At 55.3% G+C, this 25397-nt stretch carries 20 protein-coding genes, 1 rRNA gene and 1 pseudogene; 6 read left to right on the top strand and 16 right to left on the bottom strand.

All coding sequences use genetic code 11. The features are described 5' to 3' along the window. Positions 1–196: 196 nt before the first annotated feature. A 5S ribosomal RNA gene (gene rrf, locus DIE04_RS14765) occupies positions 197–309 on the top strand. A gap of 248 nt (positions 310–557) precedes the next feature. Here rrf and DIE04_RS14760 read toward each other — a convergent pair. After that, complete coding sequence (locus tag DIE04_RS14760) at positions 558–818, bottom strand: SymE family type I addiction module toxin (protein WP_124573097.1); 261 nt, start codon at positions 816–818, stop codon at positions 558–560. Positions 819–1121: 303 nt separating this feature from the next. On the opposite strand from DIE04_RS14760, the gene DIE04_RS14755 reads away from it, so the two are divergent. The 4 genes from DIE04_RS14755 to DIE04_RS14740 all read left to right on the top strand — a co-directional run bounded on the left by DIE04_RS14755 (position 1122) and on the right by DIE04_RS14740 (position 5096). Continuing rightward, positions 1122–1565: a hypothetical protein gene (locus tag DIE04_RS14755; protein WP_124573095.1), complete on the top strand. Its 444-nt coding sequence runs from the start codon at positions 1122–1124 to the stop codon at positions 1563–1565. A 119-nt stretch (positions 1566–1684) separates the two neighbouring features. Further along, entirely contained in the window at positions 1685–3298 is a 1614-nt protein-coding gene (locus tag DIE04_RS14750) for a recombinase family protein (RefSeq protein WP_124573093.1), read from the top strand. After that, on the top strand, positions 3295–4197 hold the full coding sequence (locus DIE04_RS14745) for a ParB/RepB/Spo0J family partition protein (protein WP_124573091.1): 903 nt from the start codon (positions 3295–3297) through the stop codon (positions 4195–4197). Before DIE04_RS14750 ends, DIE04_RS14745 begins: the two co-directional genes overlap by 4 nt. Continuing rightward, positions 4194–5096, top strand: coding sequence for a plasmid partitioning protein RepB C-terminal domain-containing protein (locus DIE04_RS14740; protein ID WP_124573088.1), 903 nt, complete (start codon positions 4194–4196; stop codon positions 5094–5096). The genes DIE04_RS14745 and DIE04_RS14740 overlap by 4 nt, the downstream gene beginning before the upstream one ends. Before the next feature lie 991 nt (positions 5097–6087). Here DIE04_RS14740 and DIE04_RS14735 read toward each other — a convergent pair. The 5 genes from DIE04_RS14735 to DIE04_RS14715 form a co-directional block, all read right to left on the bottom strand. After that, positions 6088–7326: a Shedu immune nuclease family protein gene (locus tag DIE04_RS14735; RefSeq protein ID WP_124573086.1), complete on the bottom strand. Its 1239-nt coding sequence runs from the start codon at positions 7324–7326 to the stop codon at positions 6088–6090. Positions 7327–7552: 226 nt separating this feature from the next. Beyond that, positions 7553–8143 (bottom strand): hypothetical protein, encoded by a 591-nt coding sequence (locus tag DIE04_RS14730; protein WP_124573084.1) that lies wholly within the window; start codon positions 8141–8143, stop codon positions 7553–7555. A gap of 209 nt (positions 8144–8352) precedes the next feature. After that, positions 8353–9018: a hypothetical protein gene (locus DIE04_RS14725; RefSeq protein WP_124573082.1), complete on the bottom strand. Its 666-nt coding sequence runs from the start codon at positions 9016–9018 to the stop codon at positions 8353–8355. 455 nt (positions 9019–9473) lie between these two features. Continuing rightward, positions 9474–10115 (bottom strand): hypothetical protein, encoded by a 642-nt coding sequence (locus DIE04_RS14720; RefSeq protein WP_124573080.1) that lies wholly within the window; start codon positions 10113–10115, stop codon positions 9474–9476. A gap of 91 nt (positions 10116–10206) precedes the next feature. Further along, entirely contained in the window at positions 10207–10935 is a 729-nt protein-coding gene (locus DIE04_RS14715) for a hypothetical protein (protein ID WP_124573079.1), read from the bottom strand. Between the two features lie 312 nt (positions 10936–11247). On the opposite strand from DIE04_RS14715, the gene DIE04_RS14710 reads away from it, so the two are divergent. After that, on the top strand, positions 11248–11715 hold the full coding sequence (locus DIE04_RS14710; protein WP_124573077.1) for an HAD domain-containing protein: 468 nt from the start codon (positions 11248–11250) through the stop codon (positions 11713–11715). A gap of 16 nt (positions 11716–11731) precedes the next feature. Here DIE04_RS14710 and DIE04_RS14705 read toward each other — a convergent pair whose 3' ends face one another. The 10 genes and pseudogenes from DIE04_RS14705 to DIE04_RS14665 all read right to left on the bottom strand — a co-directional run bounded on the left by DIE04_RS14705 (position 11732) and on the right by DIE04_RS14665 (position 25393). After that, the gene (locus DIE04_RS14705) at positions 11732–12208 is read right to left on the bottom strand and encodes a 3'-5' exoribonuclease (protein WP_124573075.1); all 477 of its coding nucleotides are present in this window, start codon (positions 12206–12208) and stop codon (positions 11732–11734) included. Between the two features lie 77 nt (positions 12209–12285). After that, positions 12286–12621, bottom strand: coding sequence for a helix-turn-helix domain-containing protein (locus tag DIE04_RS14700; protein WP_124573073.1), 336 nt, complete (start codon positions 12619–12621; stop codon positions 12286–12288). A gap of 110 nt (positions 12622–12731) precedes the next feature. Further along, entirely contained in the window at positions 12732–13802 is a 1071-nt protein-coding gene (locus DIE04_RS30140; protein WP_260426902.1) for a hypothetical protein, read from the bottom strand. 399 nt (positions 13803–14201) lie between these two features. Then, positions 14202–14567, bottom strand: a pseudogene (locus tag DIE04_RS30385) (TniQ family protein); the annotation flags it as partial. Further along, entirely contained in the window at positions 14564–15559 is a 996-nt protein-coding gene (locus tag DIE04_RS14690) for a TniB family NTP-binding protein (RefSeq protein WP_124573069.1), read from the bottom strand. The gene DIE04_RS14690 and the pseudogene DIE04_RS30385, both read right to left, overlap by 4 nt. 11 nt (positions 15560–15570) lie before the next feature. Further along, positions 15571–17550, bottom strand: a complete 1980-nt coding sequence (locus DIE04_RS14685) for a Mu transposase C-terminal domain-containing protein (RefSeq protein ID WP_185500358.1) — start codon at positions 17548–17550, stop codon at positions 15571–15573. Beyond that, positions 17513–18076 carry a TnsA endonuclease N-terminal domain-containing protein gene (locus DIE04_RS14680; protein ID WP_185500357.1) on the bottom strand — a complete coding sequence of 188 codons (564 nt, stop codon included), beginning with the start codon at positions 18074–18076 and terminating at the stop codon, positions 17513–17515. Before DIE04_RS14680 ends, DIE04_RS14685 begins: the two co-directional genes overlap by 38 nt. 390 nt (positions 18077–18466) lie before the next feature. Then, positions 18467–18877, bottom strand: coding sequence for a helix-turn-helix domain-containing protein (locus DIE04_RS14675; RefSeq protein WP_124573063.1), 411 nt, complete (start codon positions 18875–18877; stop codon positions 18467–18469). Positions 18878–19534: 657 nt separating this feature from the next. After that, a complete protein-coding gene (locus tag DIE04_RS14670) occupies positions 19535–22396 on the bottom strand; it encodes a TrlF family AAA-like ATPase (RefSeq protein ID WP_124573061.1) in 2862 nt (953 codons plus the stop codon). A 9-nt stretch (positions 22397–22405) separates the two neighbouring features. After that, positions 22406–25393 carry a type I restriction endonuclease subunit R gene (locus DIE04_RS14665; RefSeq protein WP_185500356.1) on the bottom strand — a complete coding sequence of 996 codons (2988 nt, stop codon included), beginning with the start codon at positions 25391–25393 and terminating at the stop codon, positions 22406–22408. Between the last annotated feature and the right edge of the window lie 4 nt (positions 25394–25397).

Here is a 25397-nt window from a genome sequence, read left to right as displayed (position 1 = left end):
TCAGGTGTGTAAGCGCAGTAATGCGTTCAGCTAACTGATACTAATTGCCCGTAAGGCTTGATCCTATAACAAGTCTGTCTCGCGCTAAGATGAGCGCGTCGGACTGGTTGGATTCTCGTGTGTGATACACACAACTCAAAATTACTGCTTCTTCCCAGATTGGTCGCGTTGCCAAGCAACGTGACAACCCTCTTTGCCTGATGACCATAGCGAGTCGGTCCCACCCCTTCCCATCCCGAACAGGACCGTGAAACGACTCTACGCCGATGATAGTGCGGATTCCCGTGTGAAAGTAGGTAATCGTCAGGCTCCCTAAGCCAGAAACCCCCGCCCGAAAAGGCGGGGGTTTTTGCATTTGCACGACCGAAATGCACGGTACGCCTGGCATGGGTTGCAGCTCGTGCTGAAAGACTACACGGCAGCGGGCCTGAGTGGCCGGCCCGCTGCGATTGCAGCACGATCGTCGCTTGTCACAGTTACTAACGGTGCGGAGTATCGGGCACCGAGCTACCTAGACGGATGGTGACTTGCGACGCCCACCATGGGCAATGCGCCGCTCACATCGGCGTGATGATGAGTCGCTGGTGCTCGACAGTAATCCGGACGCGTTCTCCCGCCTCGAATCCGGCATCCTCAAGCCATACTCCAGCCAACTTGATCCACGGGTAATACGTTGTGTTCAGTTTCCGGTGTGCTCTGATGGCACGGAGGACTCTAGTCAAGGAGTGATGGCGTGCTGACTCTTGAATCTTGACGAAGCGTGGCGCCCTACGCGACAGCTGGTGTCGGGTGTCACAAATGTTGAAAAGTCGCCCCATTGAATTTATGGGAGTTTTTCACTAACTCTGTCATGGCGCTTCGAGCTTTTTGACTCGAATAGTGAAAAAACTCGGCAGCCACGCCACAAAACATGAAAATTTTTGCGGGTGGGCCGCAGAGGCCCGCAGGACAAGGCTCTGCGCGCGCGGGCTGAGCGTCGACCTGACAGGCATGAATCGCACAAGCATCGCGAACGGCGGACAATCTGCGAGGGTGGGACGCCGCGTCCCGTGAGCCGGTTCCAACTGACCCTGGCCCCAAACACGGCTGGCCCCACTTCGATTCCTCGGTGGAGCACGGCCATGAAATCGGATCGGATCTGTGCTGCCTGCGGCACACCCTTCACTCCGCTCGTACATATCCCGCATCAACGCTTCTGCTCAGCCAAGGCGTGCCAGCGTGCTCGCCGGCGCGCATGGCAGCACGAGCGCCTTCGAGTCGATCCCGACTATCGAGAGAATCAGATCCGGGCTCAGGCCAACTGGCGAGCCCGACATCCTGACTACTGGCGGCACTACCGCGAGACGCACCCGGCCTATCGCGATCGCAATTGCGCGATGCAGCGACGACGAAATGTGCGGCGCACTGCTAGTGCTGTTGCAAACATGGACGTGTGGCCGGCATGTCGCCCACTGGCATCTGGATTCTACATCCTGCGCAACGCGGTTGAGGCCGGCGTTGCAAAGATGAACGCGTGGACGGTGCACATCGCCGTGCTGTCTGAGCCGAGGCCAGTTCCGGCGTGATTGCAAAGAGATGACGTGTTCGACAAGGGTCTATGGCCTGCTACCTTGGCTGTGTACTCGCTCGCATTCGACGTCATTGCTAGGCGCGACGCGTTCGCCGATACAAGTCCTCGTAGCTGATGTCGGGGACGGCGCAGCGAGGAGCGGTTGCCGGTGGGAGCTGGATCGTGGACCTCGATTGCACATGCGAATCCGTTGATGAGCAGGCCTGCAGGATGCGGGCTGCTGAATACGTTCGGATGTCGACGGAGCACCAGCAATACTCGACGGAGAATCAGCGTGATCGCATTCGCGACTACGCTGCTCGTCGCGATCTCGAGATCGTGCGGACCTACGCCGACGAGGGCAAAAGCGGTTTGCGTATCGATGGGCGCCAAGCGCTGCAGCAACTGATCCGGGACGTGGAAACCGGCATGGCCGATTTCCAGGTGATCCTCGTCTACGACGTAAGCCGCTGGGGACGATTCCAGGATGCAGACGAAAGTGCCTATTACGAGTACATCTGCCGGCGCGCTGGCATCCAGGTCGCCTATTGCGCCGAGCAGTTCGAGAACGACGGCTCGCCAGTTTCGACGATAGTCAAAGGCGTGAAGCGCGCGATGGCCGGAGAGTACAGCCGCGAGTTGTCAGCGAAGGTCTTCGCCGGCCAGTGTCGGTTGATCGAGCTCGGTTTCCGGCAAGGCGGCCCTGCAGGCTATGCGTTACGCCGGATCCTCGTGGACGAGCATGGCCTCATGAAAGGGGAATTGCAACGCGGCCAACACAAGTGCCTGCAGACGGACCGCGTCATTCTAATGCCGGGCCCGGACAGCGAGGTGCGTATCGTCAACCTCATCTACAGCTGGTTCATCGACGAGTCACTCAACGAGCACGAGATCGCCGCACGCCTGAACGGCATGAACGTTCATACGGACCTTGGCCGACCCTGGACTCGGGCGACCATTCGGGAGGTGCTGACCAACGAGAAGTACATCGGCAACAACGTCTACAACCGTGTGTCGTTCAAGCTGAAGAAATCTCGAGTCACGAATCCGTCGGAGATGTGGATACGCAAGGAGGGGGCGTTCGAATCCATCGTGCCGAGCGAAACGTTCTATACCGCGCAGGGCATCATGCGGGCGCGCGCCCGGCGCTACTCGAGTGAGGAACTGATCGAGCGTCTGCGAAACCTGTACCGAAGCCGAGGATTTCTATCGGGCGTCGTGATCGACGAAACGGAAGGCATGCCGTCCACCTCAGTCTATGTGTATCGCTTCGGTAGCCTGATTCGTGCGTACCAGACGGTTGGCTTCACGCCAGGCCGTGACTATCGTTACATCGAGACGAATCGCTTCATTCGGCAATTGCACCCAGAGATCGTTGCCGAGACGGAAAAGAAGATCGCTGATCTCGGCGGATCCGTGTCGCGTGATCCGGCGACGGACCTGCTGACCGTGAATCGGGAGTTCACTGCCTGCATCGTGCTGTCACGGTGCCAGGTGCGCGGCAGCGGTCGTAACCACTGGAAGGTGCGATTCGATACGAGCCTGCTGCCGGATATCACCGTGGCCGTCAGGTTGGACCAGAGCAATTCGACGGCGCTCGACTACTACCTGTTGCCGCACATCGATTTTTGGCAGCCTCGTATCAGCCTCGCTGACTGGAATCCGATCGAGTTCGAGAGTTATCGCTTCGACACGCTGGACTACTTATACGGTATGGCACAGCGAGCTCGGCTGAGGAGAAGAGCATGACTCAGCGTGAACAGCACGGTGAGGTTCGGATGATCCCCATCAGCCAGATCGAGGTGATCAATCCTCGCGAGCGTAATGGTCGAGTTTTCGACGAGATCGTCACCAACATCAAGACGATTGGCCTGAAGAAACCGATCCTGGTGACGCCGCGGGCAACTGCCAGTGGCGTGGAGAAGTATCTGCTCGTGTGTGGGGAGGGACGACTGAAGGCGTTTCGATCCCTCGGCGAAACGACGATACCTGCGCTGGTAGTGAGCGTAAGCGACGAAGACGCGTTCATCATGAGCCTGACGGAGAACATCGCGAGACGGCAGTGTCGACCGCTCGAGTTGCTCGCCGGCATACGTGAACTGCAGGAACGCGGATACGCCCCGAAGGCGATCGCCGAGAAGACGGGCCTCACACAGCACTACGTGCAGGGAATCCTGACGCTGCTGCATCAGGGCGAGGAGCGACTTGTGATCGCGGTGGAGAAAGGCCGAATCCCGCTGAACGCAGCGTTATCGATCGTTGGTGCCGGCGACGACGACGAGGCGATCCAGGCGGCGCTGCAGGAGGCATATGAATCGGGAAGATTGCGCGGGCGCCAGCTGATGGACGCACGGCGCGTCATCGAGCGGAGGAAAGCGCTCGGCCGCACGGCGAATCGAAACATGACGCGCAAGGTGATGGACGTGACCACATCGAGCCTCGTCCGAACGTATCAGCATGAAGTTGAGCGACAGAAAACGATGGTGCGGAAGGCAGAGTTTACGCAGCAGCGGTTGCTGTTCATCGTAGGCGCCCTCAGGCAGCTATTTGCCGATGAGAACTTCGTCAATCTGCTGCGCGCTGAGGAACTGGCGACTTTGCCGAAGTATCTGGCAGAACGTGTATGGCCGAGTGGGAGTCCAGCATGACCGGCGTAGCACTTGGGTTCATTCCGGAACCACTCTCTGTTCCGATCACGAGCATCCTGCCATCACGGCGCACGCCTGCCGGCATGATGAACTCGCGAAAGTTCAAGCAGATCATAAGCTCCATCGAAGAGGTGGGCCTGATTGAACCGCTTTCGGTGACGCCGGTCGACCAGGCGTCGGGCAACCACGTCCTGCTCGATGGGCATCTGCGACTGATCGCGTTGCAGGAGCTCCAGTTCAACACCGTGTCGTGCCTCGTTGCTACGGACGATGAGAGCTACACGTACAACAACCGCGTCAATCGACTATCGACTATCCAAGAGCATTTCATGATTCGCCGGGCCGTTGAACGAGGGGTGTCCCCGGAGCGACTCGCGAAGGCTCTGTCCGTAGATGTGTCGCAGATCATCAAGAGGATGGCATTGCTGGATGGGATTTGCGCTGAAGCGACCGAACTGTTGAAGGACCGGCAGTTTTCACCTGAGCTCGCGCGAGCTCTGCGGAAGATGAAGCCGACACGGCAAGTCGAATGTGTCGAGCTCATGGTGGCAGCAAACAACCTGTCTGTCTCGTACGCTGAAGCGTTGCTTGTTGCGACGCCGGCTTCGCGGCTGGTTGAAGGGAAGAAACCGAGGAAGCTTGCCGGCGTGAGCCCCGAGCAAATGGCGAAGATGGAACGGGAGATGAGCAATCTGCAGGGACAGTACAAGGTGGTCGAACAGACTTATGGACAGGATGTGCTCAACCTCGTGCTGGCAAAGGGATATCTTGCGAGGCTGCTTGAGAACGAGTCGGTGCGCCAGTACCTACAAGTCCAACAGGCGGACTTGTTATGCGAACTCCAGTCCGTCGTGGAAATGATTGCCTTAGAGCAGCCGGCTCTTGAACCCACTGCCTGAGCTCAGGCAGTTTGGCGGCGCATTGTTTCGAAAATCGGCCTGCTGGTCGTGGAAATTGCGCGATCTAGAATTCGTATGTTGAGGCGTTGCGAATTCGTCTAAAGAATCTTACCTTTATGTCGTTATGCGTTTAAAGGGACTCGCTGCGTCTTGCAGTCGAGTGGTTCTATAGCCTAGATCGTGAAAATAATGAGCAATATGACTTGTACTCACTGCCGCACGGGGGTTCCGCGCGGCGCGACGGTTTGCACGGGGTGTCAGGCTGAAGTTGAGTATGGACCGGCAAGAGGGCTTTTCGGCGCGGCACTGCTTGCTGCCGCATTCGCGGGCTATCAAGCGCATCGGCACCTGCCCGAGTCCATGTCAGTAGGCGGCTGGGTTACAAGTGCAGTTGTATTCGTTGGGCTTAGCTTGCTCATACAGAAGATGTTCGGCGAGCGCGTCGTGTTTAAGCGCGTGTACAAGACACGTCGATAGACCGTCGAGCTTTGTAGTTCCTCTGTCGTGAGTTGAAAAGAGCTCTCACTCCCACCGCCTCCGGCTGTTAACGACGAGCAGATCAAGCGCTTCTTGAAGTGACGCAACCGACATTTCGATCTGCGAGGCGGAAGTGTCGCCTTGTCCCGCAAGCTACATAGCGTTCACGAGCTGTTTTCGACTGCTTGGCTAAGGCCGGAATATCTTACGTGTGTAAATCTAGACCTGATCTCTAAGTCAGCGTCAGATCAGGTCTAAGATTGCTTGGACGTCACCTCATCAAGGGCCGTGATCGACCTGCGGCGGTCACTAAATAGGCTCCGTAGCGGACGTTCGCCGGGTGAAGTTGAGTGAGTGGCGATTCGGATGGATTTCGTGCTTGGCCTCGAGAGCGTGCACACGGTGGACAGCCGCGTCTGGCCAGAGGCTGCCTCTACACGTCAACCTGGAGGTAGTCCGCAGAGAGGCGCCTCCTTCTGCACAGGCAGCCCTACGTCACTGGCTGAATGGCATGTCAGTGTTCGAGCGCGTAGATGGTGTTTTGGAGGCGGCCTAGCAAGTCATCGTAAGTGATGATGTCCATCATGTTCGCGTACTTGCGCTTGATGATTTCAAAATCGAGTTGCTGGCTATCAGTCATCTTCTTACCGCCAATCTGGCTGCGGCCGACGATAATGATTGCCTTCGGATTGGATATCCGGATTTCCAATCCAGGAGGAAGTTCGGAGGCGTAGGCCTTCGTAAGAGCGCGCTCTCCATCGACACCCCATTTCGACAAGTGGAAGAGATACTTTTCTGCCTGCATGACGCTACCTGCTAACTCAGCAGTCGGAATGTTGTTGCCTCGGTACAGTCCTTGGCGAAGAATTTTGTCTTCGAATGGTTTTTTGAGTTCAATGACATCGAGGTTCCCGCTCGCGTCCACTAGGCCAACGTCGATATATCGCTTGGACGTTTTGCCAGACTTGCTGTAGTAGTCGTTAATTGTGATGTTCTGAAGAACCCTGATGTACTTTGGAAACAGTAGTGGAAGAAATGAAACCATCTGTCGTTGCCATTCTTTCTCGGACAGGTTCTTGCCGGTCAGCAGAATCTGTTGAATTTCGTCGTAGATAAGGCGATATTTTAGAACCTCCTGTTCCTTCAGTGCTGTGAGTTCCGGCGGATCTTCAGCAGAAAAGGTTCCATTCAGTGCTGATTTCTTATCGAGGTACGACTCGTAAAGCCCCCGCGCATCCTTCATGCCATCCACATACTGCGAGAGAATGGTGTGAACGCGTGCAGAAGCGTAGCGATTAAGCTCGTGTGTAGTCGGGAATTTCCTGAGCAACTCTTGATAGATGGGCAGTGGAATGTTTCCGGCGCGACCGCCCCCGATAACAATAGGCTCATCGTTATCGAGAAGGCCGGAGAGTCGCTTCATAATTGAAACATTTCGTTCCGCGACAAAGACCGAACGTTTGAGTCGAAGCTCACGGCTTACGAGGACATCTCGCTCGATAGAAAAGACACGGCCGGGGATTCGCAAGTACTCGTCTTCAAACGTGCCAAAGCGAAATGTGTAGACGTATTCAGTAAAGTCCGTGCTCTTGGTAGGAGGATTCTTGAGGTCCGCTTTTCGAAAGGAGAATACGCGAGATACCTCTGTGGATTTCCCATTCTTCATTTCTTCCCAGACCCACTGATGTTGAGTGCCAAACTCTGGCTGGTAGTCGAAATCGACGCCAGCTTTCGTGGTACGGAAATTCAACATGTTTTCCCTCAGCGCAAAATGATTTCGCGTCTAGTTGTGAGGTTCCAAAGATTCTGGTTCAAAGTACTTGTCTGTACGAGTGCCCAAAACAATAATAGAACGGCCAATTACGCCTCTACGAATCCCGCCGCACGCGACACGCTACCAGTGAGGGCTCCGGCTGCGCTGGCCTCCAGACCAACGTCGGACTGCAATCGTGACGGCGAACGGACCAGTATTCAAGGTATTAGTCATAGTGAAGGAGGCCCTTTGATCTTCGGAACTTCCCGAGCTCTCCCGCCCAAACTCGACTCACTTCGAGAAGGGTGTATGCAAGTGAGCGGAGACATTCTGGCGTGAAAAACGAATTCTCCGGCCCGAGATCCCGATTGATGAATTCGAAAATATTGCCATGACAGATATTGTTTCTTTGGCGTACGATCTCCACATCTACGCGATTGGGTTTTGAAGTTGTGAGTTTTTGTAGAAAATCACTTTCCCCGGGAAAGGCTAGTGCGCTTACCGGCATTCCTACGTCTGAAGCATTAACAATGAGGTTATTGCTGAGAACGCGGTAGGGGGACAATTCGTCCAAGGGTTTACCAGGTTCAGCTCCAGTTACTTGCGCAATGGTGACGCGCAGACTCGCCTCGATCCCGTTTAGTAGTGAGGAAGCTCCTGGAACGTAGAATTCGTTCCGAATCGCGTCTATACCCTGAACAAAGAACCAATGAAATTCGGCCGCGCAAAGTGACTCGAAGAAGTGGTTGCGTTCCCTCGCCCAAGCGGCATTCTTTTCGAAGTGTTCAATGATATGATCGGCATGACTCTTGTCCATCTCGCATCCTGTTAGATATAAAGGAAAATCAGGTAGATTCTAGGCAACAGGATTGTCAGCAATCTAGCCACATATGTCGAGCGTCCGCAACTGGCCCGAAGTCGGCCGGCAACCGCCCTGCGAAGTGCGACCGGCGCAGTTCGACGGCGGATTCAACCGGTCGGCGCAACACATTAGACGTTTCGCACGACCATCGAAGCTCCAATCGCCTAAAGTTTCTTGTCTAATGCTTCAGCGATCTTGATCACCGGAGCCGCCAACTCCAGTAATTGCTCAGTGGTTATTGTTACACGCTCACCAGCTGCAATTTTGACGTGTTTGAAAACTCCGGCGGCACCGGCATCCACGAGACCCGCTCGATGAGCAAGGACGTTGCGAAGCATATAAACGTCTACTAAAAAGGGTAGATGCGGCCCTATTGACTTTATTTTCGAAGGGGCAAGCTCTCCGAATTTCAATATTTTCTGGTCGAGTCCGCGGGTCTGGCGAACAGTGCCGATGAATTTATTTCCATCAGCAGTGTACTCCGATGCAATCGGATCCCAGAACTTCGGTTTCTTCTTGGCGAAGGCATCAATAAAATTTGACAAATATATTTCGAAGCTGGCAGAGAGAACGACCAGCCTATTTGTTATCACCGATTGCTTGTATACGGTTACACGTTCGAGAAACGTGTCACGCCGCAGATCCCTCAGCCGACCATCCAATTTTGGTACATAAAACATGTCGGTTAAAAGGCGTTCAGAAGGAATTTGAGCATAATTTGATATGACGTGTGACTCTGCAATGGACAAGGCCAGTAATTCGGCCCACATAGACTGGCATGAGTTGCCCCATACAGACTTCAAATCTTTAAGGTGCTCTGAATCAGCCAAATTTTCCTCCTGTTCTTCGTAGTTATACCGTCGACGCAGCAACCGGGACGCTCGACTGGTTGCGTATCGCCCACGTCGTCTGGTGAGATTATGCGTTCGCAGGAAGATCGTGTCGACTAACTGCTTCTGGCCAAACTGAGTCAGGCGATCTGACGCCGTCTGCTTGGTCGCGTCTAACTATATGTGTCTTACGAGTACTCGTTATCGTGCTTCTCCTGGTACTCATCAGCGTAAGTGATGCTCTTTTCATTCGCCTCGCGCGCATCCTCCAGTTTATTTTGGCTAGCGGTGTATTTTTTTTTGAGCGGACGCTTGCGGATCTAATTAGCAATGACATCCGTTAGCTCCATGAAGACCTGACGCGGCACGTCGCTCATATTGATGGAAGTCATTGCGTGCATCAGCGATGCATGTCGAACGTGCTGACCCAGCGAGCATGTCGGATGCTCCGAGATCTAGTGTCCACGGACAAGAAACACTACGGGAGGCAAGATAGACAGCAAGATGAATGCAAGTAGGCGTAGCCGCAGGTCGATGCTTGCTACGTGGCGTAGAAATCCATCATCCTCTTTTGTTGATCGCATCAAGCTTGCGAAGCACCAAAGTGAAAAATTGAGCACGAACAGCTCGAGCATAAGTAGAGCGATGCCGGTGCCAGCGAGCCAAGCCTTCAACATCTCGAGTTTTGACAGTGAAGGCGGCAGCTGAGCCACAATTTTTCCAATCAATAGGCCGATGGCTAAACCACCCATCCCATAAGTGTTGATCAAAACTTGATATGCCCCGGTAGCAATAAATTTGATCTTTGGGAACAGAACTGCAAGACCGAAAAGTACCAATCCGAGCATACCCACCACGTTCCATATGTGTGGACCTATTCCATCAGAAATAGCGGCTTCCAGATAACTGGCGGGTAGTTGGTTTTTGAAGTGTGTGATAAACAACACGGCGACTGTAGCTGGTGCGGCCCACCAAAATGCAATCCTCAATCCCTCTATTGGCACGATCGCGGACCAAAAAAACGAGCGGTCGAACGGGGCCAATTGAACCTTGAGGTACGAACGAACATTAAATAGCTGGCGCGTGAATTTTTGCATGTGCGTATGGCGTATAAGTGCTGAGAGCAACCGTGAGGATCCGTCGTATTAGATTTGTGCGTCAAAAGCCCCTTACTTTGGCACGCCAATGCTACTCATCGTTCTCTTTCTCCGGGTGATTGTCGATGACGAAATTCAGCAATTCGATTACTTGTGTTAGCTTGTCGCTTGTATCAGCAAGCAGAAGACTGAGGAGATAGAATGCCGCAAGCGATCCTGCGATCGACCAGGCAATTGAGCTGTTCAGGGCAATGTGTTGATCTTGCATCAGTTTGGCGACGCTGATCCCAAGAGTTGCGAGCGCCGGAAACGTCCCAATTTTGTCAAGTTGACCAATCAACCGCCCACGTCGATTGTCAAACGCGTCTCGCTGGTGAGAGATTTGTCCGCGAACATAGGCCAATTCAGGCAAGGAAAAGCGCATGAGGTCGTTGCAGTACGGCAGCAATCGATCAATATCAACGCTGGCCAGTTCAAGTATCGGACCAACGGGTTTTTTTCGGATGCGATTTAACATGGGGATGGCTTGTATCACGACCGCAATTAGCGACAGCAAACTGGCGATTTCCACGCTGATCGCAACACTCAATGCCAGAGTGGCCAGAACCGGGGTAGGCCAGAAGTGGTGAATCATATAAAGGCAGAGCAATAAAGCAAAGCCGAAGCCCGCACAAAAGAGGAAAATGGCAATCGCCTTGTCGGCATTCACTTCGACGGGAGTCAGAGTCCTTTTGGGGCGATTGGACTGGATTGCTCGCCGAACGATTTCGAAGGTGGCCCGAACAGCCTCCGGTGCAAGAAATTTTGTATTCGCGTCCATAGTTCTGCCTATTCGACCGATATCACTAGTCGCTAACCATGCCGTATGGCGTGGCGTAGGATTGTGTCGTACGAGTTAACTGCATAACGGCACGTTGACGACACACTTGAGGCCGAGGTGCGATGAAAACGTACTCGGCCGACAGCTCGCAACAATCTTTTAAACAATCATCATCATCGTTGTTGTTGCTGTTGAACTACCTACCTGCGAGAGCAATCACTTAGCATAGAATAGTGTCGGAAGGAGCGCGCATCCGCCAGCGTTGTTGCTGATCTGGCGTGCTTTTATTGTCCCCTATGGGCGAGTTCCGCAATGAGCAAAAGGGCAACGATATTCCTCGACATCGATGGAGTCTTACATCCAAATTCGGTGGGCGAACTCGAGTATGGGCCCAACGGACCGGCGGTCGTCGGACAGGGTGTCTGTTCACTGCAGACCAAGCTTGCCGAACGTGTCAGCGGGAAAGCGGTCGACATTGCAATCCACAGCACCTGGATCTATATGTTCGACCTCAAACGCTTGCAAGATGAGTATCTGCGCGAGCTGAGCGCAGCTACCGAAATTTATCTCACGAACCGGCGCATCGAGAGCCGCTCGCTACGGATAACGGACTATATGCGAAGGCGTCGGCTGACGTTAGCCGATGTCCTGATTCTGGACGACGCCCCCAAGGAATTCGCGTCTGCCCCGGAACTACTATCCCGCCTCGTTGTATGCGATCCGACTCGTGGGATAGACGATCCCGCCATACTTCAACAGATTGATGAGTTCGTTTCCTGAGTGGTAGTGATCGATGTCAGTCTGAGCCAGACTTCGCGGGATGCGTAGACGCACGTCCATCTTGCATCGCGTAATGCAGAGCGCGGGCATCGTGTAGCGCATGGTGGCGACCGCCGAACTTGGCGTAGTAGGACTCCAACCGAACCTGGTCGATCTCGTCACGTATGAGAAGCCCCTGCCAGCCACTCGGTACGCCATCGAGGAGATCTACAAGAAGATCCCAGTCTCCTGCGAAGTCCATGCAGAAGATGCCACCCTTGAATGGGCGCAACCACTCATGAAGCGCCAGCTGGAGATCTTGGCGAGAGAACACGCGATCAGGATATCGACCTAGCTGCGGCAGTACCGCTTCATGGACAAATGCACTGCAGGCGCGTCGATCGAAGTCGTTGCACTCGGCGTAGAACTCCTGGCCATCGTCGGCGACCAACGCAACGCTGATTAGATTGCAGTCGATGAAGTCGGTGAACTCTGTATCAACAAAAATTCGCATTGTCCCCCCTTGGTGTTGAGCACCAGATTGGTAGCGATATAAGGATCCGCGTTTCGCGTTCGCTATGTAGGCTCGCGTTACTCTATCGGCGCGGGCGCAAGCCGCGACTCGACGATCGAGAGAAACTCAACAATCGAAAACCCGAGCCCTCTGCACAGCGCGGCGACTGTGTCGAGCGTTGGTGACCGGCGACCCTGCTCCAAGAGCGAGATGTACGTTCGGTCTAGGTTTACAGCAAACGCCAGCGTTTCCTGCGTGAGATTTTGAGATGTTCGGAGCGTTCGCAGTGTGAGGCCGAATGCGACGTTATGGTTGCCGCGAGCTGGATAGGTGTCTAACTTGAGACGATAAGGGGTATCGCTTTGCGAAGCACTGCTGTGTATTTTCTCAAGATCGATAGGTTCGATTTTCATTGGGTTTGAAATTGTAGGTTCGATTCTCAACTGCACGAACCGTCGCCGGGTGAAATCGCCCGGCGACGGTTCGTGCCCTTGCCGGTTCCTGCAGTAGTAGCGGCTACTTGTTAAGTGGCGGAGACATCCGCAACGCGATAGAAATACTGCCGTGAGCGATCCACGGACGGCCCCGTGATTGCATCGACCCCCCGTTCGCTGAGGCGGCGCAGAGCCGCCTTCGGAGAGACGTTCCAACGTTTGGCAATATCGACCAGTGAGACGTAGGTTGATCGGAACTTCACGACGTCATCTTTAGTGACCAGATCTATCGCTCGACCATTGACGCGATACACCTCATGAGGCAATAGACCGGATCGGATCAGGTGATACGCAACCTCCTCCTTTATTGAAAGCGCCTGTGCGACTACCTGGGCGCTCATCGTCGATGGGGGAAGACACTTCGCATCGCAGATAACCGAACGGACGTCGTCCTTGTGCACCAGATATGCTCCAATTCCGCGGACGCCTGCTGCCTTCCCGAACGATCGTATTGCCCCGCTAAGCAGCGACTCGACGACCCTCAAGAACACCGCGTTATCTCTACACATGTGCCGGAGTACATGTCTGAGCAGCAGAGTCTCCTCGGGCGAATGGTCCGCGCGGTCGCATGCGGGAAGATCAAGCAGGCGGCGCACTTCGTGCACGGATATAGACCACTTGCTCCTATGATAATTTGGAGCTTCCCCGATCAAGCCGGCAGTCAACAAGATGCGAATCCGGCGGCGGCTTATGCCAAGCAGTTCGCTAGTTGCATGTAGATCGATGGCATCGCGAAGAGCGGCCCTCGTCTGCGCAACACTGTTTGCGTCCGCGACAGCAAAGCGTCGTCCAATTGGACTACGAAGAACGCGAGCATTGAGTCGGCCGGTCGAAATCAGCCGCCAGATCATGCTGCGCGAGCACCCCAACTCTCGGCGAATCTCGGATGCGGACAGCATGGTGTGCCACTTTCGCTTGCTGAACGCGCGATGCCGTCCGTCGATTGCCCCATACCAGTGGCCATCGAGGTGTGCTTCGAACTCTCGCCTCATGAAGTCGAATTCATCGCCCGCGAGTGTCTTGTAAAGTAAGCGATAAAGGGCGGAGTATTTTCGACGAATGCTCGTTTCGGTAGTGGTCTTTTCATCGTACTTGGCCATCATAGTCTGGAAGCTATATGGCCAGTGCAGCAAAAGTTGAGAGCATTGATCCACATAGTCTGCGGCCGTGCTCAAATTCTGAAGCTCTGGTGTCCGACCATGACGATGTGTAGGGCGAGCGGATATGTGCGGCGCCAATGCATGGAGCAGGCGCAAGAGTTGAGTTTGTGAAAGGCGTGCAAAAGGCGTGACAACACGGCGCGAAGCTCGTTGCTCGGAACTGACTAGCTGCCTCGAGCCGTTACTGCTGCACCATTGCATTAACGTCATATGCGCTTCCGATGCTGGCTCCATTGGCATTTCGGTAAACCTCCGACCGCACGAGCACTGTATGTAGGACCCGCTCCTCCACGTCACCACTTTGCCGCATGCGTCGCACGACTCTCTTAGCATCGCGCCGTGTGTCGGACATGCTACGAATACGCTTAGCGACCATGCTGACCTCATGTAGTGGTCATCGGCTAGGCATGCCGGACACCAACGCATACGGATTCTATTGAGCCACGACTCCTTCTCCGGCGAAGCTGTGTTGCCGTCCCGTTTGATCCACGAAGGCCACGGCTCCGGCAGGCAATTCAGCTGTTTGGCCGAAACGAGGGTTAGATCGGCAAGATCTTCGATAGTGACGGGATTTTTTTGAAGGATGTCTTTGACGCAATCGAAGCTTCCTGGGTATCCATTGATACCCAGGAGCCGGCGCAGATACTCGGTGAGATTCTCATCTTTGTGAGGTGGATCGCGGAGCAAGAGAGGTGCGCGGCTCATCTTGCTCCCCTTCTCGATTGACGGCTCGTCTTCGGTTTCGCACCAATGCTCTCCGCCGCAAAGGGTTCTAGCCGTCTGTCCAAGCGACGAAGACAGAAGTCTTTGTTGAACGGGTTGAGTTGGCCATAGCCAGCCTCCCAAATTTGTTCGACGAAGGCTTGCTCTAGGATAGCTTCCGAAACGATTTTCGAATCGGAGCGGAATGCAAGCATGAGCGCGCGTTGAAATAGCGAGACCAAATAGCCGATCCGACCATCGGTCGCGTAGTACAGTCGCTCGAGTGCTTGGTATGACGAGGGCTGGAGTGCACATTGAACTGGTAGCGCGTCGAATAGAGTCGACACCAGAGCCATGAATTCCTGAATTCCTTGCTCGCTATCGAACGTCATGGGATCCATGGGCAGAGCGGCCGAAAATCGACGACGGAGCTGCCCATTTGTGGCGACAAGTATCTCGGCACGGCGAATACCGACAAGAACGACGGGTTTCGCGATTCGGTCCGCGAAGTTCTTGATCCAATCGCCCACTTTGTAGATCGTTGGCGACTGCCCTCGATCGTGAACATGTTGCAACTCGTCGAGTATGACCAAATCGACCGAACATGCCTGAATGAGTCCAATCAATCGTTCGGTCTTCGACGAGTTGGTCCCTTTGGATGGAGCCGGATCTCCAATTTTCGTCAGGAGACACTCGGCGACCGAACTGATGGTCGCTAGTGCTGGGATAGAAGCATAGAGGACAGGAACGACGTCGCGGTGCGGTTCAGAGTAGCGCTGATTTTCACCCTCGACAACTTTGCACACCGTAGTTTTGCCACAGCCAGTTTCACCGTATATAGCCAAGCATTCGGCGAGCCCCGTTCTTCGGTACAGGGTCAGCGATTCCGATATGCTGCGATAGGCGGTCTCGAATTGTGGAAACATGAGGGTTTCACGGCGAAACCGATCCAAGGCATCCAACTGCTTTGCAGACAAGGCTGAGATTTCCTTCATTTTTCCACCCGTTAGATGATGTTTCGCCGGATTCGATTTAGCTTTACAGAGGAATCTCGGGCGTTGACTGGGGAGGTCGTCACACGAGATTTCTGAGGAGGGGGAAGACTCGGCGTTGCGTTCCCGGACGGGTTTTCGTTGCTCACGCCTAGCGCTTTAGCCGCCTTTCGTCGCTGCCGGAGATGCTTCGAGCTTGCAAGGCCAGATAAGGCCTCGGCAATTTCGATGCGTGCTTCCATTAGGCTCTTGGCGCGCTCACCGTTTTCCTCGCTATCACGACGGTACTTGCTGATCAATTTGTGCTGTGCCAAGCGAAGTCCTTTGGCGTAGCCTGCTTCGACGGCCGGCACGCGAATTTTCTCTTGCCCGTCGGGCGCCCAAAGCCATATAGAGCCAAGGTCTTCGGGGTCGTACGCAACTCGGACACGTACGCCTATGCCGTATGTAGAGATGATCGGTAGTAGTTCGTCGCTTGCGTAGTAAAGGCCATTGAGCAACACACCGTCATGGCGCAGGCTACGCCTTTTGTAGATTCCAAGGTGCAAAGCGATTTCTTCGGCCGACGCAGGAAGATTCTGAGATACGCCGGCAATTCCTTCTTCCCATTTTTTGCTCGGAGTGGTACCGATACCTTTGTGTACGGTTTGCGCGTAAACATCAAGAAGCCACTTCTCAAAGAGATGGGTGAATTCGGAAATTGTTAGAACCGTGTTGGTGAGTGGATCGTAGTCGCCGCGAGCTGCGAAATGTGCAAGGCTGGTACCCGGCAATCTATGAGCAAAGGAATAATTGCAAGTCTTCAGAAAGCGCTCTACCACGCCCTTGAACCGAGGTTGCCTCTTTGGGCAAAACAACAACTGTATTTGCAAGTCGAAGCAGGCGGCAGCTAGGGAGGCGCTGTGAAACTCCGCGCCGTTGTCGCACACCAGCACTTCGAACCGGCCGTAGCAGGGCCAAGGGTTCTGCACGATCAGGTTTGGCACGACGGCTCTAGCTGGCTTCTTTGGAAGAAGTGCATGTCGGACGGCGCGCATGACTGCCAGTGTTGATGTGTCGTCAAAGCTAATGTAATAGCCTAACGGCATGCGGCTGAAGACGTCGATCAGCATTGTCAAGGTTGGCCGACCGCACGGAAGCCACGTTTTTTCGTCCAAGAGAAACACGTCGAATGGTGTATGGTCGATTTCTACCCGCTCAAGGACACGGGAAACTTGTACACCTCGTCGAACAATTCGATATCGTCGGTCAGCGACAGGTTTTCCTTCATTGAGTATAGTGATGTCGTACTCAGGCACTCTGCCGAACAATCGATACAGAGTCCTCGTATCGGGAATCTGAAGATGCTCGTTTTCTGGGAGAAAGTGATTGGCGTGGGTGATCTTTTTTGAAAGGCGGTCCTCGACATTTGTCATCACCAGTTTGCGAGCGATGGCTGCTTCCTCAACAATGCTTTCCATGAAGAGGTCAATGACTTTCTGGTCCGTTCGCGGTTTGCGTGGGCCTTTGAGGTCGTGTCGGGGTATTAGCCGGCGGGGATCGTTTGAGGTTCCAATCGCTTCGCACCAGCGATAAATGGTTGTGGGACTCGGAGGTTTTTTATCGTTGATTGTCTGGGCTACTTGCAGTATGAATGGTTGTAAAATTTTCGGTGTGTATGATGGGCGACCATTCGATAAAATGAGATCCACGTATGCTTTCCGCCGGAGTGCAGCTACTTGTACTGATTTTTTAAGCTCGCAAAACGGACGCCCATATCGGGAGCGCAAAGCGGCGTCGTCAGAAGGGGCATCTGCCTCGGTGAGACGTCGGGGTACGACCACCACTCGTCCTTCCGCGTAAGCCTCCAAAATCTCCTGCCTTGTCTTACGGATCAGGTCCAATGTCTCGCAATTCTCAAGTGTGACAATTCCATTATCGAGTGTGCGTTCGATACGGAATTTCACGCCATCGATCTTAAAAACCTGTCCCTTCGTCAATGAGAAACCATTCATGCTTACTCTCCAGAGATATGTTGACAGGCGTGTCATGGCTGAGTGGACGATCGAGGGGGCATGTCGCATGCCCACGCATAAGAAGATCAACAACGGTACTTGAATCGAGGAGTTCGATAAGTTGTCCTAATGTAACGATCCCAGAATGAGATACCGTCCTCAGGCTGCGGCGAATCGCATCGTAGTCGACTGCGAAGAGTGGCGCGTCATATCGCAGGCGCCGGAGGTTGGTCAATCGCGGTTGCTTGCGAATGAGCTCGTCCGTTAGAACTAGGAATGACAACCCGAGTCGATGCATGTGCTCTTCGATGCGATCGAATTTGTCACGAATCTCCGGGGCGGCCAGGCGACGCGCCGGTTTGATCTCGACCAGGAATTGCCTGCCGTCCGTCAGTTCGAGCTGATAGTCGGGTGTGTAAAGGCGTGTCCGATCTCCGTCGGGAAACGAGATGCGTATTGGTTGTTCATGATAGGCCGCGATTTGGGGGGACATCTCGAATAGGACGCATGCATCTGCCTCGAGCAAGTGTTCATATCCGACCATTCGGTTATTTTTGTGACTCGGGAAGAGTCCGCGTGGAATTCCGCCAGACCGCGACACGATTTTGCGGACCGGCTCATGACCGGTGACCCATGGAAGCGGTGTCGAGTACCTCGCTTTCACTTCTGCTCCTTTTCAGGTGTGAGCTACCCCCTCGACAACCAAACGTTGTCGAGAATTGCGCTGACGATGGGCGAGCGCTATCCGCGACTCGACAAAATTTGCTCGAATCGCATGGGGCAGCGGATCGACAGGAAAAAGAAGGGCTTGACTCTGGGGGCGGAGCGGAGGAGACTCGAAATCGCCAAATCACGAATCTTCTTTTGTTCCGACCACAGAGCGCTGCTGGCCCCTCGGGTTTGCGGCGCTTTTTCTTTACATGGTCCCTCCTTCAATCACATCGGCATTATGTGGAGCGTCAGATTTCCGGTTCCGCACTAGTGCCGTGTGAACGCTTGCGATTACCTCGACGTCTTCCGCGCTCAATCGCGGCAGGTCTTCCGCGATTGCCATGAACACGGCGTGCTTGCGGGGCGACAGCTCTTCCGGCAGGCGAAAAAATCGTTGCGATCTGCGCGCCACGTTGAACAACTGACGAACGCGATCACTGTCAAGCTCCAGAGCTCGACCGAGCATCTCCAGGAATGGCGAACTATCGGGCGTTCGCCGTCCCGTCTCTACTGCGCTGATGTATGTGTCGTCCACGCCCATACGTGTCGCCAGCGTGGCCTGGGTTAGGCCGAGCTCGATGCGACGATCTCGAACGAAGTTTCCGAGGGCAGTCATAGAGTCGACAACATTAGGAAGATTGGAATGTGTATCAGGATATCGATCGCCTTATTCACCGGCAATCTCCCGGTAACACAATGTGCCGAATATGATGGAACAAGTAGCGGATGGAATTTGTCCAGATAGCGACAAAATAAATGTTTTTTTTCGTTCCGATCCGAGGCCGCGTGTGAAATTGAGGGGTGAAATTCTCAATTTCTATCGTATGTGAAAGAGTTTTCCGAAATTTGGCTATTTGATCGCGTCCAAAAAATTGGACTCACCCGGTGCATTCAGACCAGGCGGAAGACGCGATGAAATTTCTCTATTACATCGGCTATTCGTTAAAATCGTTCCAATGGTCGATGGATTTCAGTCGTTGAGCCGGGGCACTGGGGGTATTTCGCAGCGTCGGGGTGTGGCACTATGTGTGCGTGCCGTAAAATTACGATATGCCTTCGAGGGTTGAGCAAAGTGATCGAAGGTGGAGTCGCGGGTCGAAGATTTTTGACGAAGTGGAAGCGACCGTCCGACGACTCGGTCGTTGCAAGCACGCTGTGAGAATGTTCATCGTTGTAGCGCTGGAGCGCGATGACGAGCTTCAGCACCGTCGTCACCGCATTCGATTTCGGCATGCAGGCCGCGCAATTGCGATTCATCAGCTTTGCGAAGCCCTCAAACCTCTCTTCCCAAGCGTTGATAGCGTCGCTCAAATGCCTCTTCGCCGCCCTCCATCACCTGACATACCTCCCTGCGCATCGCCTTATCCTGCAGGGAGCCCGTTTGTTTGATATGGCACTGGTGGTTGAAGTCCAGCACGTGAATGAGTTCGGCGTCACCGTTAACGACAATGTTCGGGTTGTGAGTGACGACGATGAGCTGGCGACGCAGCTTGTTCGAGCGAATCTGCTGAACGACCAAACCGTAGATTAGATGGTTGTCGAGATCGTCTTCAGGCTGGTCCAGTACCAGCGGCTCATTGCCATGTGCTAGCAGGAAAGCGAGCATGGCGGCAGCGCGCTGGCCCGCCGATGCCTGGCCGATAGATTGGAAATCCTTGCCATCCCCCTTGCGGCTGTACTCCACCTGTAAACCGTCTTCTGGGAACCAGCAAAGGATGTGATCGATGTACTCGGGCCGCTTGTCAGCCTCGGCCTTTAGGAACTTGTTGAACCATCCACCAAATTCGCCCTCGCCGCGCCCCGCCTTGGCCAGGCGCTTCTTTTGTGCTTTCAGGGACTGTTCAAACGCTGCCGTATCCCATTCGCCCGGTTTCTCAACGAGCTCGACCGTGCGAATCAAATCCGCCACCACGCCCTTGGCCGGTATATCGTCTTGCGCCTCCAGGTACAAGTCGTCAATGTACTTGCCCTCAGCTGCGCCCAGCACGTCCCGCAGCGAGCGCTCGATGCTCTGCCCATCCCTGCTGTACGGAACCAGTTCAATGCGTACATAAGAGTTATCGTGCAAAGTCGCTTGCAAGAATGTCGCGCGCTGGGCACTGATAGCCTGACGCGCAATCTGAACCTGCTCCAATTGCGACAGGGCCTTTTCTCTCAGAGCCTCATGCTGCGTCTTTAGCGCATCTAGTCGTTTCACCTCGGTTTCGATTCGCTGCTTCTCCTGCACAAGCCGGCCGTACTCACTTGGATCGCTGACCCCCTGCTGTTGCAGGTCGGTTTTCAGCTTGTCGTAGGTCGACTTCGCTTCGCTAATTCGAGCGAACCACGGAGAGACTTCCAACTCGCTTCGGAGTGAGCGTCCTCTCGCCTCCAGTGCTGAGGCAGTGCGCTCTACTTCCTCCCTGGCCTTGTCAACGGTGGCCTTCAGCTCTTGAACAAGCTGCAGCGCAGCGCTGTCGTCACTGGCGTCAAACAGCCCGTCCGGCAGGTCTTCTGCCAGCAAGTCTGCGGCAAACTTCTTCAGGCGTGTTGAAAGTTCGACAGTGCTTTCGAACTGGCGCTCCAGTTCACTGCTTTGCCTGCTGGTGCGCTGGTAGTTCTTCAGCACCGCCGCATGATCGGCGCCTTCAAAACGGGCCAGCTTGCGCTGTACGTCCTGCAGCGACAGGTTCAAGGATTCGCGCCCTTGAAGCTTGCCTTCCAGTTCGCGCATCTGTGCCCGCGTCGCCAAAAAAGTGCGTTTGGCTTCGTCGAATGCCTCTTGCTGCATTCGTGTACCGGCCGCATCGTCGATCACTTTCAACAGGGCTTGCTGGCTATCACCGGCCAACGCGGCGATTTGCCCCTGGCTGAATAGTCGAACGGGAAAGCGTTGCTCTGTAATGGCCTGGCTACCAGAGGGCTTGAAGGACCGAGTGGCGGGGTCCCATTCCTCGACCACATCGCCCTGGCTGTCCTGTTGCCAAAGCAGGCGATATGAGGTTCCGTCGCGGTGAACTTGAACGCTGATAACAGTATCCGCTCGCAAGCCACCATCGTCATTTCGAGTCTTTGCGACCTTATTGAATCGATTGAAGGTCTGCCCAGCTTCCGAGGGCAAGGACAACTCTTTCTCACGCCGGTAGGCTAAGCGAAGGGCATGGACGATGGTCGATTTGCCGGTGCCGCGCCCACCGATCAGTGCGTTGAAATATGGGTTGGATGGCAAGCGTGTGGCTGCTTTACCCCTCCCCATAAAGCGCGCGTCGCGGATTTCGATAGACTCAATGAAGTGTTCAGGTGTGTTGAAGGGCGTAAAGCCAGCACTATCGTCACTGCGACGAACCGACACGTCTTGCCCATCAAGCAGCGCCAAACGCAAACCTTCCAGGCTTGGCGTTGCCATCTTAATCCACGTGTAGCGAGAGCCGGGAACGGCTGAGCCCTGGAAGGTGTGGCAGTCGCTGCCCACCACGCTCGCGAACGTCAGCTTCAGTTCATCCAGGATCGTGGGTTTGGGGCTGCTTGACGTAACCCATTCCATGGCAAGAATGCCAGGCTCCTGAAGTACCTGCTTGACGGTCGTGGTGTCAAGCAAGCATTTGCGCGTGCCCGTCTCGGTTTGAAGCAGCCCCTTATCGCCATCAACATGTGCGGGAATGGCAATGCCTCCCTCAGCTAGTACCCTCTCCACGACCTTGCCCGCCCCCTCGCGCGTCACCTCGTCGCTGTCACCGCGCGTACCGGAGTAGTCCACCTTGGCCAATAGATCGCTGATGGTTTGGCTTGAGGCGTTGGGGCCAAAAATGGCAAGGAGGTGGAAGCCACCCTGGACCGAAATCTCCACGCCGGGAAACAGATGCAACTCGCGAAAACCTGCTGGCGCGCTGCCGGCATCGGCCTGGCGTTTCATCTCGGCATAGGCGCCTTTCAGCTTATCGATCCATTCACCACTGTTGTGGTCGGTCACGGCCACGCAGTCAATCCCCGCGTCCATGTACTTGAGCAGCCAGGTCTCAGGCTTAAGCGCTTGAGGCGTGTCAATAACCGCCTGCCAGGCGGTGGTGTCCTTGGACGCGGGCGTGTGCGTGTGGAAGTCGAATTTCCACCAGCGCGCACCAGGGTAAGACCAAGTCTGACACGAGATATCGCTCATTTTTTCCCCTCAGTAATACTGCCGGATGTAGTTGTAGGCCTTCTCGAATAGTTCCTCATCCGCATGCAGCTTGTACTTGAAGAGGGCCTTGCGCAGAGCCTTCTTCACCTCACGCTCCCCGGCTTGCGTTCCTTGCCAACCGGGGAAGCGGACCAGGCGCACAATCTCGTCAATGTCTGCCACCACTCGCTCGACCATGATGGGTGTCTCGGCAGTCTTTGCTTCGTTAAAAAGCTCGGTCAGCGCCGCCTTGCCGCGATCTTCGTCTTCCTCAGGCGGGACCTCCTTCTCGGCTTGCAGGGTTTCCTTGGCAATCTCCAGCAACTGCTTCAAAAACTCGACGCTGTTGATCTGTCCAGACTCAAAGCGGTCTTTGAGCGCGTCGAGCCGTTCCGACAGTTTTTTGAACTTCGGGTTACCCGCGTGCTTGCGCAACCTGCGGTTGAGCTTGATCTCGATCTCCTTGGACTTCTTCGGATCGGGGTTCGAAAGCACCGCTTCCAGCAAGTCGGCATCCAGCACCAGAGTGTCGAGGTCATCTCGCACCGCATCCACATGCACGTTCTGATGGATCAGTTCAATGGTCTTGGCGCCGAGAGAATGCCAGATCAGCTTGCCATGGCCGCTGGACGGCTGCACCGACTGGTACACCTGCGACAGCCACTTGTAGTCCTTCTCGAAGGGCCCCAAAACCGTATCAGGTGACAGCGCTTCCCAGATCTTGTTGAGCAGGCTGTATTCGGCCGCGAAGTTGTCGCGCACCTCGTTGTTGGGCAGGCACTGCTGCGCCGCAATCAGGCCTTCGTAGCCTTGCAGCGTGCGGTCGCAGCCGTGGAAGAAGGTCAAGCATTTCTGTATTGCTTCAGGCAGCTTGTCCTTCAGCTCCTGAATGTTGCTGACCACCTGCTTGACGCTCTGGTCGTCGAATTCCAGCGCAGCGGCCACGTCGTCGAAGATGCCCAAGTAGTCGACGATCAGACCGTGAGTCTTCTGTTCGGAGTATGTCCGGTTCACCCGGCAAATAGCCTGCAGCAGCGTGTGGTCACGCAACGGTTTGTCCAGGTACATCGCCTGCAGGATGGGCGCGTCGAAGCCCGTCAGCAGTTTGGCAGTGACGATGATCAGCTTCAGTGGATCGGCCGGATCACGAAAGCGGTCCAGCAGACGTTCCTCTTCGTCGCGGCTGCGGTCGTAAGGCGCGTACTCGGGATGCTCCTTCTTGTCGGCAGCCTGCACCGACATCACGATGTCGGTGGCCTCTGGCGGCAACAGCTTGTCCAGCTCGGCCTTGAACAGCAGGCAGGACGCACGATCAAAGGTGACAATTTGGCCCTTGAAGCCGTTGGGTTCCACCTTGGTCTGGAAGTGCTCGACGATGTCTTCACAGATCTTGCGGATGCGCTCGGGTGTTTTGACAAGCACGGCCATCTTGGCAGCGGTCTTACCAAGGTTATCCTTGTCCAGATCCGACAGACCGCCGGTCAGGTCTTTGTACGCGGCGTCCAACGCCGCATTGTCGATATGCAAGTCGATCAGGCGAGGCTCGAAGTGCAGCTTCAGTGTGGCGCCGTCGCGGATCGACTCTTCGAAGCCGTAGCGGCTCATGTAGCCCTTTTCGTCTTCGTCGGCACCGAAGGCGTAGAAGGTGTTGCGGTCGGCGCGGTTGATCGGCGTGCCGGTCAGGCCGAACAGAAACGCATTGGGCAGGGCTTCGCGCATTTTGCGGCCCAGGTCACCTTCCTGGGTGCGGTGGGCTTCGTCCACCAGCGCGATGATGTTGCTGCGGTCGTTGAGGCTGCCTGTGGCCTCGCCGAACTTGAAGATCGTCGTGATGATGATCTTGCGCACATCCTGCGCCAGCAGTTGCTGCAGCTTTTCGCGCGTGTCGGCCTTTTCCAGATTGGGAATGTCCGCCCCGGTGAAGGTCCCGGTGATCTGCGTATCGAGATCGATCCGGTCCACCACGATCAGAACGGTGGGGTTCTTCAGGCCGGCATGCATGCGCAGCTTCTGCGCGGCGAATACCATCAGCAGTGACTTGCCCGAGCCCTGGAAGTGCCAAATCAAACCCTTCCTGGGATAGCCCGCCAGCACGCGCTCGACGATCTTGTTGGCCGCCTCGTACTGCTGATAGCGGCAGATGATCTTGATACGACGCTTCTTCTTGTCCGTTGCGAACAAGGTAAAGCTGCCGAGGATGTCCAGCACCACATGCGGGCGCAGCATGCTCTCGGCCGACAGCTTGAGCGACTTCAGTGGGTGGTGCTGCGCATCGCCACCGTCCAGGTGCCACGGTCCCCAATCCTTGACCGGGAGACCGATAGAGCCGTAGCGGTAGGCCTTGCCCTCGGTGGCCACAGAGAACACGTTGCAGACGAACAGCTCCTGCACGAATTTCTCGTAGTCGTCGTGCACCTGCACCGCACCGTCGACCCAGCTGATGCACTTCTTGACCGGCGTCTTGGCCTCGATCAGCACCAGCGGCAGTCCGTTGACCAACAGCACCAGATCGGCACGGCGCTCGGTGGGGCCGGCGCGATAGGTGTACTGCTGGGTAACGATGTACTGGTTCTGAGACAGGTCATCCAGGTCGATCAGTCGTACCGGCACATGCTCGTTGTTAGGGCCAAACGGCATCGAGCGCTCGCCACGCATCCAGGCGGTCATTTCCTCGTTGGCGCGGACCAGCCCATCCGAGCGCACCGACAGCACGATGGCGCGCAGCTTGTAGAGCACTTCATCGGCGCGGTCGGGTTGGGCGGCAATCTCCGGGTTCAGGCGAATCAGCGCATCGCGCAGCCAGGGCTCGACCAGCACCTCCTGAATCTGACGCGGCACGTCAGCTGGGGCGACGTAGCGCCAGCCGATGCCGTTGGGGATGGGACCGTAGCTTGCTTGGGGCTCCTGGACGGTGTTGGCAGGGACAGCCTTGACGGGGCCTGCCAGCAAATCACGGACGTAGGCTTCGACAGTGTTGGATTCGTTGAATATAGCCATCGTG

Source organism: Burkholderia sp. Bp8994, assembly GCF_003853805.1.
GTDB lineage: Bacteria > Pseudomonadota > Gammaproteobacteria > Burkholderiales > Burkholderiaceae > Burkholderia.
Note: the sequence above shows the minus strand (reverse complement) of the source record. Positions and strands in the feature narration are given on the sequence as shown.